At 74.2% G+C, this 15,864-nt stretch carries 12 protein-coding genes; 3 read left to right on the forward strand and 9 right to left on the reverse strand.

Annotation, left to right across the window (positions count from 1 at the left end; translation table 11 throughout):
- Positions 1 to 20 precede the first annotated feature (20 nt).
- The 4 genes from egtB to ACIP9D_RS01190 all read right to left on the reverse strand — a co-directional run bounded on the left by egtB (position 21) and on the right by ACIP9D_RS01190 (position 4,415).
- Positions 21 to 1,355 carry an ergothioneine biosynthesis protein EgtB gene (gene egtB / locus ACIP9D_RS01175; RefSeq protein ID WP_350876183.1) on the reverse strand — a complete coding sequence of 445 codons (1,335 nt, stop codon included), beginning with the start codon at positions 1,353 to 1,355 and terminating at the stop codon, positions 21 to 23.
- Positions 1,352 to 2,587: an ergothioneine biosynthesis glutamate--cysteine ligase EgtA gene (gene egtA / locus ACIP9D_RS01180; RefSeq protein WP_350876185.1), complete on the reverse strand. Its 1,236-nt coding sequence runs from the start codon at positions 2,585 to 2,587 to the stop codon at positions 1,352 to 1,354. The genes egtB and egtA overlap by 4 nt, the downstream gene beginning before the upstream one ends.
- A 183-nt stretch (positions 2,588 to 2,770) precedes the next feature.
- The gene (locus tag ACIP9D_RS01185; protein WP_350876187.1) at positions 2,771 to 3,679 is read right to left on the reverse strand and encodes a hypothetical protein; all 909 of its coding nucleotides are present in this window, start codon (positions 3,677 to 3,679) and stop codon (positions 2,771 to 2,773) included.
- A 16-nt stretch (positions 3,680 to 3,695) separates the two neighbouring features.
- Positions 3,696 to 4,415: an RNA polymerase sigma factor gene (locus ACIP9D_RS01190; RefSeq protein WP_350876189.1), complete on the reverse strand. Its 720-nt coding sequence runs from the start codon at positions 4,413 to 4,415 to the stop codon at positions 3,696 to 3,698.
- A gap of 536 nt (positions 4,416 to 4,951) precedes the next feature.
- Between ACIP9D_RS01190 and ACIP9D_RS01195 the strand changes: the two genes are divergently transcribed.
- Positions 4,952 to 6,316 (forward strand): protein kinase domain-containing protein, encoded by a 1,365-nt coding sequence (locus ACIP9D_RS01195; RefSeq protein ID WP_350876191.1) that lies wholly within the window; start codon positions 4,952 to 4,954, stop codon positions 6,314 to 6,316.
- Between the two features lie 196 nt (positions 6,317 to 6,512).
- Entirely contained in the window at positions 6,513 to 7,775 is a 1,263-nt protein-coding gene (locus tag ACIP9D_RS01200) for a nucleotide sugar dehydrogenase (protein WP_350876193.1), read from the forward strand.
- Between the two features lie 73 nt (positions 7,776 to 7,848).
- Here the strand turns inward: ACIP9D_RS01200 and ACIP9D_RS01205 are convergent, their stop codons facing one another.
- From ACIP9D_RS01205 to ACIP9D_RS01220, 4 genes are all read right to left on the reverse strand, one after another.
- Entirely contained in the window at positions 7,849 to 10,326 is a 2,478-nt protein-coding gene (locus tag ACIP9D_RS01205) for an ABC transporter permease (RefSeq protein WP_350876473.1), read from the reverse strand.
- A gap of 184 nt (positions 10,327 to 10,510) precedes the next feature.
- Positions 10,511 to 11,176, reverse strand: a complete 666-nt coding sequence (locus ACIP9D_RS01210) for a response regulator transcription factor (RefSeq protein WP_350876195.1) — start codon at positions 11,174 to 11,176, stop codon at positions 10,511 to 10,513.
- Positions 11,173 to 12,417, reverse strand: coding sequence for a histidine kinase (locus ACIP9D_RS01215; RefSeq protein WP_350876197.1), 1,245 nt, complete (start codon positions 12,415 to 12,417; stop codon positions 11,173 to 11,175). Before ACIP9D_RS01215 ends, ACIP9D_RS01210 begins: the two co-directional genes overlap by 4 nt.
- Before the next feature lie 51 nt (positions 12,418 to 12,468).
- Positions 12,469 to 13,170: a DUF305 domain-containing protein gene (locus tag ACIP9D_RS01220; protein ID WP_350876199.1), complete on the reverse strand. Its 702-nt coding sequence runs from the start codon at positions 13,168 to 13,170 to the stop codon at positions 12,469 to 12,471.
- Positions 13,171 to 13,309: 139 nt separating this feature from the next.
- On the opposite strand from ACIP9D_RS01220, the gene ACIP9D_RS01225 reads away from it, so the two are divergent.
- Positions 13,310 to 14,761, forward strand: a complete 1,452-nt coding sequence (locus ACIP9D_RS01225; RefSeq protein ID WP_350876201.1) for a hypothetical protein — start codon at positions 13,310 to 13,312, stop codon at positions 14,759 to 14,761.
- Between the two features lie 78 nt (positions 14,762 to 14,839).
- Here ACIP9D_RS01225 and ACIP9D_RS01230 read toward each other — a convergent pair whose 3' ends face one another.
- The gene (locus tag ACIP9D_RS01230) at positions 14,840 to 15,844 is read right to left on the reverse strand and encodes a linear amide C-N hydrolase (RefSeq protein WP_350876203.1); all 1,005 of its coding nucleotides are present in this window, start codon (positions 15,842 to 15,844) and stop codon (positions 14,840 to 14,842) included.
- Positions 15,845 to 15,864 lie beyond the last annotated feature (20 nt).

Raw genomic sequence — 15,864 nt, forward strand, 5'->3', positions numbered from 1 at the left:
CCGGTCGCGGCTGGCGAACGTCACGGTTGCGACTCCTCGGGCCGGGCGTCGCGGGCGCAGCGGAACCCGCTGAAGATCTGCCGGCGGATCGGGTAGTCCCAGTTGCGGAACGTCCCCCGGCAGGCGGCCCGGTCGGTGCCGAACGACCCACCGCGCAGCACCCGGTAGTCGTCGCCGAAGAAGACCTCGGAGTATTCCCGGTAGGGAAACGCGGTGAAGCCGGGGTGGCCCCGGAAGGTGCTGGCGGTCCACTCCCAGACGTCGCCGATCAGTTGGTGCACACCGAGCGGGGACGCTCCCTGCGGATAGGCGCCGACCGGCGCTGGTGTCAGGTGGCGCTGACCGAGGTTGGCGTGCGCGTCGGTCGGGTCGTCGTCGCCCCACGGATAGCGACGGGATCGCCCGGTGGCCGGGTCCCACCGGGCGGCCTTCTCCCACTCCGCCTCGGTCGGCAGCCGCTTGCCGGCCCAGGTCGCGTAGGCCTGCGCCTCGTACCAGCAGACGTGCACGACCGGCTCGTCGTCGCGGACCGGCGCCCAGCGGCCGAACCGCCGGTAGGCCCAGCCGTCGCCGTCGCGTCGCCAGTGCATCGGCGCGGCGAGTTCCGCCGCCATCCGATGCGCCCAGCCGGCCGTGCTCCACCATCGCGGGTCGTCGTAGCCGCCCGCCGCGATGAACCGCCGGTACTGCCCGTTGGTCACCGGCGCCGCGTCGATCGCGTACGCGGGCAGGTCGACCCGGTGCGCCGGGCGCTCGTTGTCCAGTGCCCACGGATCGGTGTCGGTGCCCATGGTGAACGGGCCGGCCGGGACCAGCACCTCCCCGCCGACCCGGGCCCGCGGCGGCGGTGGTGGTGGGGCGTGCAGCACCGCCGGCCCGGAGCGCAGCTGGTGGGTGGCGAGCATCGTCTCGTCGTGCTGCTGCTCGTGCTGGACGATCATCCCGAAGGCGAACCCGTCCGCGACGAGCGGCTGGTCGGTGAACCGGATCCCGTCGAGCAGGTCGTGAACCTTGTCGCGGACGGTGCGCACGTAGGCGCGGGCCTCGCCCGGCGGCAGCAGCGGCAGCGTCGGGCGGTCCTTGCGGGGCTGCTTGAACGCGTCGTAGAGCTCGTCGATGTCGTGCCGGACGGCCGGACGCCCGCCGACGTCGCGGACCAGCCAGAGCTCCTCCTGGTTGCCGACGTGGGCGAGATCCCAGACCAGCGGGGACATCAGCGGGGAGTGCTGCCGCATCAGGTCGCCGTCGTCGACGACGTCGGTCAGCAGCGCGGTCCGTGCCCGGGTGCGTTCCAACTCGATCGCTATCCGCTCGCGTAGCTGCTCCGTGCCGAGCCTGTCGGTCGTGTCGGTCACCGGTCTCCCCTCTCCGCGGCGGTGCGCCGCCGCCGCATGCCTCGGTCGGTCTGCTCGTGCAGGTCGGGTGGCAGGTCGAGCCGCGGCAGGGCGGCGAGCGCCAGGTCGAACAGCTGCGCCGCGGCGGCCCCGAGCGCCGGGTCGGCGAGCCCGTGGCGGGCCGCGGCGTGCCAGCGGTCGGCCACCGGCGCGCTGACGACGTGGGCCGCGTGCAGGGTGCCCGGGTCGGCGAAGAGGGCGGCCAGCATCGCCAGCGGGATCACCCAGCTCCGGCCCGGCTGGGCGTCGAGGTAGCGCAGTTCCAGGTAGCCACGCGGGCGTACCGGCGGAAAGAGCGTGCTCACGTGGTAGTCGAGGTCGTCGGTGGTCGGCGGTCTCGGCAGCGCGCCGGCCAACCAGTCGGCGAACGTGACGCCGGGCGGGGGCGTCCAGTCCGGCCCCGGCTTGCGTAGGCAGAGCAGCGGCGCGGCGAGCACGTAGCGGGTCCAGGCGGCCGTCGGATCCTCGTCGGGTCGCCGCGGGGACCAGACCGGGCCGGTGCGGGCCGGGTCGATCGCCAGCCAGGCCGCCATCCGCGCCGAGGCCCAGCCGGTGGGTCGCCCGGCGTGCCGGTCGGCGGTGGCGAACGCCGCGAGCAGCGGGGGCCCGACCGCGTGCGCGACCGCCCAGCGCAGCGGGAGAAGCTCGGGCTGCCCCGCGTCGAGGCAGACCTGCAGCCCGGCGGTGGAGTACATCATCGTGCGCCCGGCGGAGCCGCGCTGGTCGAAGACGCGGCGCATGGCGCGGTAGCGGGGAGTGTGCAGGACCGGCCGGGGTCGCCGGTGTGGGTCGATGCCGGCGCGGCCGAGGAGCAGCCCCGCCGCCCGCAGCAGGCCGGCGATCTCGGCGATGTCGGCCTCGGTGGCGCGCACGAGCGCTGCGATCGAGGCTCGCGGCGGGGTGGAGATCTCGAGCTGCCCGCCCGGCTCCAGGGTCACCGCGCTGCCGTTGCCCAGTGGCTCGGCGGGACTGGTGTGGTCGAGGGTGGCGGGGCTGTGCCGCCCCAGCGCCGCTTGGAGCCGGCCGCGATCGACCGGGCGGGCGGGATCGGCGGCGTCGTGCACGGTCCATTCCAGTTCGACGCCGGTGTGGGTCGGGGGGCCGGTCTTGAAACAGATCCGTGCGAGGTGGCGGGCGGCGGCAGCGGATTCGTGCAGGATCGCGCCGCGCTCCAGCTCGGGTGACGTCACCATCGGATGGCCCCCTCCCGTGCCCGCCCCTGGACACCGTGCCACCGTAACGCCACCCGGCGACACTCTCGGCCGGCGTCCGGGGCCTCACCATCCTCTGTCTAGCAGACGAATTTCGTACGCTCGGCGGGAATGGCTGGCCCGGTCCCGGTCCGACGCCGGACCCGGCACCGGCCCGGGCGATCCTCAGCCGGCCGCCGGGGTGGGCCGATCGGTGGCGGGACTGACGGGTTCAGCCGGTTCGTCGCCCGCGCCCACCCGCTTGCCGGTGCGGGCGGTCCCGGCCGCGTTCTCCGCGTCCGCCCCATTGCCGCTGCCGGACCCGTTGCCGTTGCCGTTGCCAGTGCGGGACCCGTTGCCGTTGCCGTTGCCGGACCCGTCGCCGTTGCCGTTGCCGTTGCCGGACCCGTTCTCCTTGGCGGAGCCGTCACCGGGACCGTTGGTCGGGCCGGGCCCGTCCTGCGCGACCAGCCGCTGGCAGTACGCCTCGACCTGCCCGGCGCCACCGGCGGCAGCGACCAGCGGCGCGAACCCGGGGGTCTCCAACGCCTTCTGACGTTGGGCCGGGTTCTTGGCCAGGTACGCCCGGCAGTGCCCGGCCAACGCCCCGTCGCGCTTCGGGACAGCGGACGGGCCGCTGCTGCCAGGGCTCGGTGCCGGCGTCGGGGAGGCTCCCGGGTCGCCGGTGGGCGTCGCGCCACCGGTGGGTGAGCCGTCCGGCCGGCCGGTGCTCGGGGCCGGGGTGGCCGGGCCGGGCGGCGGGGTCGGATCCGGTGGCCCGTCCAGGCTGACCGCGGCGAACGCCGCGCCGGCGGTGGCGGTGGCCAGCACTCCGGCGGCCCAGGCCAGGGCGCGCGCGGTGAATCGGCGGCGGCGCGGGGCGCGTACCGGTGCCGGGGCGGCCCGGGCCGCCCGGAACCCCGCCAGCGCGGCCTCCTCCCCGGCCAGCTCGTCCGGGCGCGCCGGAGCCGCCGCGGCGGCCAGCAGTGCGGCCAGTGGATCGGTCGAGGCGGCGGGCTCGCCGGCGCGGGGCGTGTCGAGGAGCCGATCCGACTCGGCGCGGTCGACGGGCCGGTGCGGCCGACGCCTGCTCATCCTGAATCCCCTCACGTCAGCCATCCGCCGGTTCGGCGTGCGGCGCCTGCGGGCGCCGGCCGCCCCGGGGCCGGGGCGGCGATGCGCTGTCGGGCGAAGCCGCGCCGCCGGGCGGCGACGCGCTGTCAGGCGAAGCCGCACCCTCGGGCGAAGCCGCGTCGTCGGGCGAAGCCGCGCCCTCGGGTGCGGCGGGTGACCGGAGGTCGCGGCGCTCCATCAGCGCGGCGAGCCGGCGCAGCCCTCGGTGGGCGGCGGTGCGCACCGCGCCCGCCCGGCGGCCGAGCACCCGCCCGGCGGTCTCGGCGTCCAGGCCGATGACCGCGCGGAGCAGGACCGCCTCCGCCTCGCGCGGCGGCAGGGTGGCGATCAGCGCGAGCGCGGCCTCGGTGCCGATGGTCTCCCCGGCCCGCTCGGCGGTGTCGGCGTCGCCGGCCAACTCGCTGAGCGCCTGCACCGGCACCGGCACGGACGGGCGACGCCGCTGCCGCCGCAGGTGGTCCATGGCGCGGTTGCGGGCGATGGTGACCGTCCAGGCGCGGAACTCGCCGCCGGTGAAGCTGGGCAGGTCCCGGGAGATCTGCAACCAGGTCTCCGACGCCACGTCCTCGGCGTCCGAGCCGACCAGGGCGGTCAGATATCGCAGCAGGCCCGGCTGGAGGCTTCGGTAGAGGAAGCGGAAGGCGGCCTCGTCCCCGGCCTGGGCCGCCGCGACCGCCTCGTTCAGCTCACCAGTCATGCCGTCCCCGGGTCACGCCGGAGCGGCGAACGCCGGTGCCGGCGCACGCGATGCCCCGCCCGGTCCGTCGACCGGACCTTTTCCCGCACTCTCTCAGCCCCCCGCTGGCCTGATCGCCCCCGCGACCGCCGCGGCCCCGCGGCGCGTCTGGACGCTCGCCACGGTGGATGACGGTCGGCGGGGCGCCGTACCGGCGCCGTGAAGCGGCCCCGAGTCGGGCTAACGGTAGGAGCGGACCATGGCACCGACAAGTCAGCAGGACGTCACGGAAGAGTGACAATTATCAAGCTCGGACTACGGTGTGTCGCCGTAACGAAACAGCCTCCGCGGACGCTACGTGACCTCGGCGGTTGCTCCGTCCGGCCCCAGGGGCGTCCTGCGCGGCGGCGTGTCGCATCCTGTCACGGATCGGTGCCGCAGCGTCACATATGTGACCGGCGGAACCGGATCGGGTCGGTCGCCTCCGTGGTGGCGGCACCGACAGACGCGGCCCAGCGCGCCGCGTGGTCCGCGACCGCTCTGGGTACGGTAATCCCGTGTTGTCATCGGAGGTCGTACTCAGCGGTCGGTACCGCCTGGACGAACGCGTCGCCACCGGCGGCATGGGCGACGTCTGGCGGGGCACGGACCTGGTCCTCGGCCGGCAGGTCGCGGTCAAGGTCCTGCTGCCGGCGCTGGTCTCCGACCCGGACTTCATCGCCCGGTTCCGGGCCGAGGCGCGAATCATGGCCGCGCTGCGACACCCGGGCATCGTGCAGGTCTTCGACTGCGGCGAGGACGACCTGCCCGACGGCGGCCGGGCCGACTACCTGGTCATGGAGTTCGTCCACGGCGAACCGCTGTCCAAGCGGATCGAAGCCGCCGGCCGGCTCGACGTCGCCGAGACCATGTCGATCGTCGCCCAGGCCGCTCAGGCGCTGAACGCGGCGCACCGCGGTGGCATCGTGCACCGCGACGTGAAGCCGAGCAACCTCCTGGTCCAGGAGGACGGCACGGTCGTCCTGGTCGACTTCGGAGTGGCCCGGTCGACCAACGTGACCAGCATCACCAGCACCAACGCGGTGCCCGGCACCGCGCTCTACATGGCGCCCGAGCAGGCCGCGGGCCGGCCGGTCAGCGGTGCCACCGACATCTACGCCCTCGGCGCGGTCGCCTTCTGCTGCCTGACCGGCGGGCCGCCGTTCACCGGGGACAACCCGCTGCAGGTCGCCGTCCGGCACCTCGACGACGAACCGCCGGAGTTGTCACACGACATCCCCGAGGCCGTTCGCGCCCTGGTGTCCCGGGCCCTGGCCAAGGATCCGGCCGACCGGTTCAGCAGCGGCGCGGCGATGGCCGAGGCGGCGCGTACCGCGGTGACCGACGGCGCGCCGCCGACCGCCATGGTGACGGCGACCCCGCTGCGCGGAGCCGGTCCGGACACCCAGGCGGAGCTCTCCTCCGAGGCGGTGCTCGCCGCCGCCGGGCAGCCGGGTCGCCGGCGCGGACGTCGCGCGCTCGTCGGTGCCGCCGCGGCGGTGCTGGTGGCACTGACCGGCCTGGCAGCGGCGCTCGGCGCGGCCAAGTACGCCAACGCCCCGGCGGTCGAGCTTCCCACCACCGCGCCGGCGGTGGCCCCGACCGGCCGCGCCGACCTGCCGGCGGCCAACGAGGAGATCACCTCCGACCCGGCCCGGCCGGACCGGCCGGCCGCGCCGGGCGCGAGCGAGTCGGTGTCGGCCAGCCCGAGCGCGAGCGCGCAGCCGAGCGAGTCGGCCAGCCCGGAGTCGCCGGCCCCTACGACCACGGCCCCGCCGCCGACCGAGACGCCGACGAGCTCCGCACCGCCCACGAGCGCGAACCCGGAGCCGACCGCGACGGAGAGCAGCCAGACCGACCCGAACGGCCCCCCGGCGGGCTGAGCCGCCGCCACCGGACGTCGGCCGGTCCCTGGTCGGGGGCGGGACGGCCGTCGGCGCACCGGCAGAAGGTGACGGGCGGACGGTTGCCGGATGCCCGACAGAGCACACCCGTCCCGATATCCCCAAAACGGACGTACGGCCGCAGAGACCCCCCTAGGCTCCAACCTGGTCGTTTCCATCTGCCGCGGGAGCTCGGGTGAGCACTGAGAAGTTGGTCGTCATCGGCCAGGGGTACGTCGGACTGCCACTGGCCATGCGGGCCGTGGAAGCCGGCCTGGACGTGGTCGGCCTGGACGTCGACGCCGACCGGGTCAAGCGGCTCGCCTCGGGCGAGTCGTTCGTGGAGGACATCCCGACCGACCGGCTGGGCCGGGCGCTGAGCAGCGGCCGGTACCTGCCGAGCACGGAGTACACCGACGCCGAGGGCTTCGACATCTGCGTGATCACGGTGCCCACCCCGCTGCGTGACGGCACCCCGGACCTCAGCTTCGTCGAGCAGGCCGGCATCGGGATCGGTCCGTACGTCCGGCCCGGCTGCGCGGTCATCCTGGAGTCCACCACCTACCCGGGCACCACCGAGGAGCTGCTGCTGCCGCTGCTGGAGTCGGCGAGCGGGCTGCACAGCCCCGGTGACTTCCACCTGGGCTACAGCCCGGAACGGATCGACCCGGGCAACCCGACCTGGCGGCTGGAGAACACCCCGAAGGTGGTCTCCGGGGTGGACGCCGCCTCGCTGGCCCGGGTCGACGAGTTCTACCAGCGCCTCGTCCAGCGGACGGTGCCGGTGGACTCGACCCGGGTGGCCGAGCTGACCAAGCTGATCGAGAACACCTTCCGCCAGGTCAACATCGCGTTGATCAACGAGCTGACGATGCTCTCCCACCACCTGGACATCGACGTCTGGCAGGCGATCGACGCGGCCGAGTCCAAGCCGTTCGGGTTCATGCCGTTCCGGCCCGGCCCGGGCGTCGGCGGGCACTGCCTGCCGATCGACCCGTGCTACCTGTCCTGGCAGGTCAAGCGGCGGCTGGGCCGGCAGTTCCGGTTCATCGAGCTGGCCAACGACATCAACCACGAGATGCCCGAGCACGTCACGCAGCGGGTGATGGCCGGGCTGAACCGGACCGGCCGGGCGGTCACCGGCGCCCGGCTGCTGCTGCTCGGGCTCGCGTACAAGAAGAACACCGGCGACATGCGCGACTCCCCCGCCGTCGACGTGGCCCAGCGGCTGCAGCGGCTCGGCGCGGAGGTACGCGCGGTGGAGCCGTACGCCGAGCCGCACCACGTGCCCGCCGGCGTGACCGTGGTGAACCTGACCGACCGGGAGATCCAGGCCGCGGACGCGGTGGTCGTGGTGACCGACCACGACGTCTTCGACTACGAGCTGGTGACCCGGCACGCCCGCTACATCTTCGATGCCCGCAACCGCTGCTCCGGCCCGGTGGTCGAGCGGCTCTGAACCCGGCACCGCCGGCCCGGTCCCGTCGCGCCTGCCGACGGTTCCGGGCCGGTGGCCGTTCACCCGCCGGCCGTCACTGGTCGGCGAGCGCCGCCACCACCGGGCGGGCCAACGCCCGGCGGGCCGGCAGCACCGAGGCGAGCAGGGCGGCCACCACCCCCACCGCGAGGATCAGGGCGAGCTGACCGACCGGCAGCACCACGTGGAAGTCCCCGCCGATGCGATTCAGCAGCGCCATGGCCGAGGCACTCACCCCGGCACCGAGGCCGATCCCGAGCAGCGCGCCGACCAACGCCATGAGCACCGCTTCGATGGCGAGCATGGCCCGCATCCGGCGCCGGCTGAGCCCGACGGCGCGCAGCACGGCGTTCTCCCGGGTGCGCTCCACCACCGACAGGCTGAGCGTGTTCGCCACCCCGACCAGCGCGATCACCACGGCGAGGCCGAGCAGCGCGGTGACGAAGCCGAGCAGCATGTCCACCGTGCCGGTGAGCATCTTCTTGTACGCGGCCTGGTCCATCAGGTTCACCGTCGGGTACCGGCCGAGGACCGCCTCGATGGCCGCGCGGGCCTGCGCGGCGCCGACCCCCGCCGCGGGGTCGATCTCGGCCAGGTAGCCCCGTTCCCGGGGGAAGAGCGCACTGAAGTCGTCGTCCACCACGTCGAGCACGTGCCCCTCGGCGACCGTGCCGCCCGCCACCGGAGTGTCGTCGGCGACCACCGCGGCGACCCGGAACGGCCGGCCGCGCAGCGTGACGGTGGACCCGACGCGCCAACCCCGCGCCGCGGCCAGCTCCTCGTGCACGAGGACCGTGCCCGGGCCGAACCGGGCGAGGTCACCGGCCGCCACCGCTGTCAGCGTCCGGCCGATCAGCGCCGGGTGGGCCGCGCGCACCTCGATGCGGTCGGTCACCGCGGTGCGCTCCTCGTGCACCACGCCGAGTTCCGGTCGGGCCCGCAGCTCGCCGGCGAGCGGCGCGGGCAGGTCCCCGCCGATGCCGGTGACCACGAAGTCGACCCCGATCTGGGCGTCCACGCTGCGCTCGATGCCGTCCTTGGTGCTGCGCCCGCCGACCAGGAACGCGGACACCAGACTGATGCCGATCACCAGGGCCGTGGTGGTGGCGGCCGCGCGGCGCGGATTGCGCACCGCGTTGGCCACGGCGAGACCGGCGGTCGCCCCGACCAGCGGTCGGACCGGCCAGCCGAGGACGCGGATCATCGCCGGGACGAGCACCGGGCCGAAGAGCACGATGCCGAGGAAGGCGAGCACCCCGCCGAGCGCCACCAGCACGATCTGGGCCGCGGCGGCCGCAGCGAGCAGCGCGGCGATCCCCGCGGCGAGAACCAGCCCGCCGGCGGCCAGCCGGAGCCGGCCGGCCGGACGGCCCGGCTGCACGGCGGCGTCGGTCAGCGCGGCGACCGGCGCGACCCGGCTGCCCCGCCACGCCGGCAGCAGGGCCGCGGCGACGGTGAGCACCGTGCCCAGGGTCAGACTCAGCAGCACGGTCGACGCGGTGACGGTGAGCCCGCCGCTGACCGGGACGTCGAGGCGGGGCAGCAGCGCGCCCATCCCGGCGGCCAGGGCCGCGCCGAGCAGCACGCCCAGCGCCGAGGCGACCAGCCCGATCAGCGCCGACTCCAGCAGGGCGGCCCGGAACACCTGCCCCCGGGTGGCGCCGACCAGCCGTAGCAGCGCGGTCTGGCGGGTGCGCTGGGCCAGCACGATCGCGAAGGTGTTCGCGATGACGAACCCGGCCACCACGACGGCCACGCCGGCGAAGATGAGCAGCACCATGGTGAACTGTCGCAGGTCCCGGACCGCGTCCTCGACCGCCTCGTCGAGGATCTGCCGGCGGTCCTTCACCACCGTCCCGGCGTCCGTCATTGCGGCGAGCCGGGTCGCCAGCGCCGCCTCGTCGACGCCGGGCCCGGCGGCCACCATGATCCGGCCGTACCCCGCCATCCCGGTGACGGCGAGGGCGTCCGGCCCGGTCAGCCCGATGAACGGGCCGCCGACGTCCCGGACGGTGCCGGCCACGTCGACCGTGCCGACCAGGGTGTACGGGCGGGCGGGCGCACCGGTGCCGCCGACCCGTACCGGCGCGCCGAGGATGAAGCCCTCCTGCGCCGCCGTGGGCGCGTCGAGCACCACCTCCCCGGCGCGGTCCGGCAGCCGGCCGGTGACCACCTGGTACGAGCGCAGCGCCGGGTCGGTGGGAACGGCGGCGAGGAAGCCGTAGCCGAGCACCGGCCGGCCGTCCGCGCCGAGCACCCCGCCGGTGCCGGTCAGCTCCCCCTCGGCGGCGGCCACGCCGTCGACGGCACGTACCCGGTCGACCAGCGCCGCGGGGATCGGCTGCCGCTCGGCGTACACGCCGAGGTCGGTGTGCCGGTCGAAGGCCCCGGCCCGCTCGTAGGCGCCGGAGCGCATGCCGTCGACGAAGATCAGTGTGCCGGCGATGAACGCGACGCCGAGCACGACGGCCAGCGCGGAGAGCAGCAGCCGGAGCGCCTCGGCGCGCAGCGAGCGCAGGGTGAGCCGCAGCATGCCGCCGGCGGCGGGCGCGGAAGGTGGAACGGGCACGCGGTGCTCCCGGTGAGGACGGACGATCTGACCTCTCCGACGCTATGCGCGGTACCGCTCCGTCGATCTCCACCTGCGCGCTCGGCCGCGGTACGCCCCGGGTCGCCCCCGACCGGCCGGACCCGTACGACCCAGGTCGTACCGGCGGTCAGCCGCCGGGGACGACCAGGCCGCTCTCGTAGGCCAGCACCACCGCCTGGACCCGGTCGCGGAGCTGGAGCTTGGCCAGGATCCGACCGACGTGGGTCTTCACCGTCGCCTCGGCGACGTGCACCCGGGCGGCGATCTCCGCGTTGGAGAGCCCCTGCGCCACCAGCAGCAGGATCTCGCGCTCCCGGTCGGTGAGCTGGTCGAGTCGCGGGTCCTCGGTGGGGCCCGAGCCGAGCTGCCCGGCGAAGCGGTCGAGCAGCCGCCGGGTGATGGACGGGGCCACCACCGAGTCGCCCTGGGCCACCACCCGGATCGCGGCGAGCAGCTCCTCCGGGGGCACGTTCTTGAGCAGGAAGCCGCTAGCCCCGGCCTGGAGCGCGGCGAACGCGTCCGCCTCGGTGTCGAAGGTGGTGAGCACCAGCACCCGGGGCGGGCCGGCGGGCCGGTCGGCGCAGAGCCGCCGGGTCGCCTCCACACCGTCCATGGTCGGCATCTGGATGTCCATCACCACCACGTCCGCCTCGACCTTGGCGAGCACCCGCAGCGCGTCCGCGCCGTCGATCGCCTCGCCGACGACCTCAAGGTCCGGCTGGGAGCCCAGCACCATCCGGAACCCGGCGCGGACCAACGCCTGGTCGTCGACGATCACCACCCGAACCGTCATGCCGCGATCACCTCCGTCGTAGCGGAGGTCGACGGTAGCGGCAGCCGCGCCTCGACCTGCCAGCCCCCGCCGGGCCGGGCGCCCGCGGTGAGGCTGCCCTCGTACACCCCGACCCGCTCGCGCATCCCGACCAGGCCGTGCCCGCCGGACGGCGCCGGGTTGACCACCGGCCGGCCGCGCCCGTCGTCGACCACCCGGACCACCACGGCGTCGGCGGCGTGTTCGAGCGTCAGCTCGACGCTCGCGCCGACCCCGCCGTGCTTGAGCGCGTTGGTCAACGCCTCTTGGGCCACCCGGTAGACGGTCAGCTCCACGCCGGGCGGCAGCGCCGGCGGCGTGCCGGTGACCGTGTGACGGATCCGCAGGCCGGCGGCGCGGAACCGGTCGAGCAGGGTGGGCAGCTCGGCCAGGGCCAGCCGCCGGTGCTCCGGGTCGGCGCTCACCCCGGCGCCGTCCGGCCGGGCCGACGCGTCGGGAGCGGCCGGCGGCTGCGACGGGCTCGGCTCCCGCAGTACGCCGACCAGCCGGCGCATCTCCTCCAGCGCCTGCCGGCCGGTGTCCGCCACCACCTTCACCGCCTGGCGGGCGGTCTCCGGGTCCCGGTCCAGCATGAACCGGGCGCCGTCGGCCTGGACGATCATGACGGCCATGCTGTGCGCCACCACGTCGTGCAGCTCGCGGGCGATCCGGGTGCGTTCGCTGGCGACCGCGGCGCGCGACTCGGCCTCACGTTCCCGCTCCAGCGTCGCGGCCCGCTCCTCGAGGCTGACCACGTAGAGCCGCCGGGTCCGCACGTTCAGCCCGACCAGCCAGATCGCGCCGGTGACCAGCCCGAAGTAGATCGCGCTGCCCCACCACGGGCCGGGCCCGCGGACCTGGAGCGAGGCGAGCACCACCCCGATGGCGGCGGCGACGCCCGCGAGCACACCGTCGCGGAGCCGGTCGGCGTACTTGACCACGCTGTAGATCGCGATGAGCACGCCGACGTCGAAGGCGAGCGGTCCCCAGCCGGCGATCACCTGGGACAGCCCGAGCGCCCCGACCGCCACCGCCGTGGCGGTGGGGTGGGTCCGGCGGAACAGCAGGGCGACCGCCATCGCCATCCCGACCAGGGTGGCCAGCCAGCCGCCCGGCTGGGCGACCGCGCCGACCAGGCCGGCGAGCGCGACGATGCCGGAGACGAAGGCGTCGAAGGCGACGCTGCGCAGCGGGCGGCCGAGGAACGTACGGTTCACGGTCACCCAGCGTACTTGCCGGGCTGCGCGGGCGGCGGCGCCGTTCTGGCCGGCCGGTCAGGAGGCGAGGAGCTCACGCATCCGGTCGATCTCCACGGTCTGCTCGGTGGCGACCGAGTTGGCGAACTCGCTGAGCGTCTGGTCGGCGCCGACCTTGAGCAGGTTGGTCGCCATCTCGATGGCGCCCCGGTGGTGCGCGGTCATCATCCGCACGAAGAGCTGGTCGAAGTCCGCGCCGCGGGCCGCCGCGAGCTGCCGCATCGCCTCCGGTGACTGCATGCCCCGCATGGTGCCGTGATCGTGCCCCTCGACCTCGGCGGCGAGGCCTCGGTTCTGCAGCCAGCCGCGCATCATGCCCATCTCCGGGCCCTGGCTGGCCCGGATCCGGTCGGCGATGGCGCGCACGTCCGGGTCGGCGGCGCGCTCCGGGGCGAGCTTCGCCATCTCCAGCGCCTGCGCGTGGTGCGGGATCATCATCCGCACGAACCAGACGTCCATCGAGTTCTGCGTCGTCGCGGCGGGGCCGCGGACCTCCTCGGCGGGACGGGCGGCTCCCGACTCGCCGGGCCGGCCCGGCACGATGACCGTGATGTCGGTCGGGACCGGGCTGGCCTCGGTCGAGGTGGCAACGGGCGCGGAGACCGGACGCGCGGTGCCCGCTTCGGAGTCGCCACCGGCGCGGACCACGGCCACGATCCCCAGTGGAACGACGACCGCCAGTGTGACGATCGCCAGGGTCCGCGCACGCCTGCTGGTCATGGGGCCACTCCCTGAGGTCGAGGTCACCGCGATGCTATCCATTGAAGAACCAGGGTGGATGTGACCCGGATCACATCGATGGCCTTCCTTGCCCGGTAAGGTGTCGACAATCGACCTCCCCTTGCGAAGGGCCTCGCCGATGATCAAAACCTCCCTACCCCGGCCACGACAGCTCCGGATCGTGAGCCTCGCCGCGGCCGGCCTCCTCGTCGCCAGCGTCCTGGTGGCCTCACCCAGTAACGCCCAGGTCGCGCCCCAGTCGGCGCCGTCCGCCACAGTGGACGTCGCCAACACCATCCCGGGCGTTGACGAGATCGTCAGCAGCCCCAACCTGCGGCAGATCGCCAACGTGCCGAAGGTGGCGCCGCTGGACGCCACCAACAGCGACATCGCCTTCCAGGGCAAGTACGCCTTCGCCGGCAACTACAACGGGTTCGTCATCTACGACATCTCCCGACCCAGCGCTCCGCGGGTCGTGTCCCGGGTGCTCTGCCCGGGGTCGCAGAACGACATCTCCATCCACGGTGACCTGCTCTTCCTCTCCACCGACTCGCCGCGCAGCGACGACTCCTGCAACAGCACGGGGCTGCCGGCGACGGAGAAGCAGTCGTGGGAGGGCATCAAGGTCTTCGACATCAAGAACAAGGCCAACCCGCGCTACATCAAGTCGGTGGAGACCGCCTGCGGCTCGCACACCCACACCCTGGTGCCGGGCAAGGACCGCAAGAACATCTACCTGTACGTCTCGTCGTACAGCCCGCGGGCCGAGTTCCCGGACTGCCAGCCGCCGCACGACTCGATCTCCATCATCAAGGTTCCGCTGAAGAAGCCCACCGACGCGTCGGTGGTCTCCACGCCGAACCTCTTCCCGGACGGTGGTTTCGAGGGCAGCGAGACCGGCTCGGCGACGACCGGTTGCCACGACATCACCGCCTACCCGGAGAAGGACCTGGCCGCCGGCGCCTGCATGGGTGACGGCATCCTGCTCGACATCCGCAACCGGGAAGCCCCCCGGGTGATCAACCGGGTGCGGGACACGGTCAACTTCGCCTTCTGGCACTCGGCCACCTTCAACAACCGCGGCACGAAGGTGATCTTCACCGACGAGCTGGGCGGCGGCGGCGCGGCCACCTGCAACGAGGAGGTCGGGCCGGACCGGGGCGCGGACGCCATCTACGACATCACCGGCCGTGGTGACGCTCGGAAGATGGTCTTCAAGAGCTACTACAAGATCCCGCGCAACAACGCGGACACCGAGAACTGCGTGGCGCACAACGGCTCGCTGATCCCGGTGCTCGGGCGGGACATCATGGTCCAGGCGTGGTACCAGGGCGGCATCTCGGTCTGGGACTTCACCGACTCGGCCAACCCGAAGGAGATCGCGTTCTGGGAGCGCGGTCCGCTCTCGAACGACCAGTTCGTCGGCGGTGGCACGTGGTCCGCGTACTACTACAACGGACACATCTACTCCAACGACATGGTCAAGGGTCTCGACGTGCTCGAGCTCAACGACTGGCGGACCTGGACGGCCAACCTGGTCCGGTACAAGGAGCTGAACGTGCAGACCCAGCCCAGCTACCTGAGCTGGTGAGCACCGAGGCATCGCGGTAACAGCAGCAACCGGGCCCGGCCCCCCGAACGGGGGGCCGGGCCCGGCCACGTCCGGGGATCAGCTCATCGGCAGCTGGTAACGCCGCTCGGCCCCACCGGTGGCCGTGGTCAGCCGCACCTCGCCGGTGCGCAGGCCGTACGTCACCGACCAGCGGGTGTGCGCCTGCTGGACGAGGCCGAGCACCCGGTGCGCCGCGGCGGCGTCGGCCACCCCGCCGGAGTCGGTCATCGCCTGGGCGATCAGCCCGTAGCGGCGGTCCTCGCGGCGCTGCTGCTCCGGGATCCCGGCGACCGGCACGTTGGTGAGCGCCTGCCAGTCGCCCCGGCCCCGCTCCACCCGCATCTCGCCGTCGACGAACTCGACCACCGCGGACGCGCCGGACGCGTCGGCCAGCAGGTAGTGCAGCGGCGGCCCACCGTCGAAGTCCAGGTTGTGCGCGGTGAAGACGCCGACCGCCTCGTCCACGGTCGCGGCCCGGTCGAGCACCAGGCGCAGGATGCGTACCGACCCGACGGTCGGCTTGCCCGGGTCACGAGCTGCGCGTGCGCCGTCGTCGGCGGCCAGGCCCACCGCGAGGCCACGCTCGTTCATCCCGTCGAAGGGCAGCAGCGGCGCGTTGAGCAGCCGCCGGTCGCCGGCCGGGTCGGCGTCGACGCCGAGGTAGGACATGTCCACCAGCGAGATGGCGGCGTAGCCGTCCGGCGGATCGGTGCGCAGCACCATCGCCGGGTTGGCGTCCCAGTCGAAGTTGCGGGCGAAGAGCGGCCGGCTCCGGTCGCCGGCGGCGACGAAGAGCGAGCACCCGAACGGGGTCGCCGGCTTGGCGTCCGTGCCGTCCGTCGGGTCGTAGCGCCCCACGTAGGTCATCTCGTAGAGCGGCAGGTCGTCGACCCGGCGCAGGCTGCCCAGGGTCTGGTCGACCTGGGCCGCGTCCTGCCGCGACGCGCTGGGCGTGCCGGCGGGGGTGGCACCCGGCGGAGTGGATATGTCCGACCCGGTCGCCGAGCAGGAGGTGAGGGTGAGCAGCAGGGCCAGGGAGGCGGCCGGCAGAGTCCTACGCATATCCATTGGACGCTATGCGC

The sequence above is a fragment of the Micromonospora sp. NPDC093243 genome (genome assembly GCF_044753725.1).
In the GTDB taxonomy this organism is placed as follows: Bacteria; Actinomycetota; Actinomycetes; order Mycobacteriales; family Micromonosporaceae; genus Micromonospora.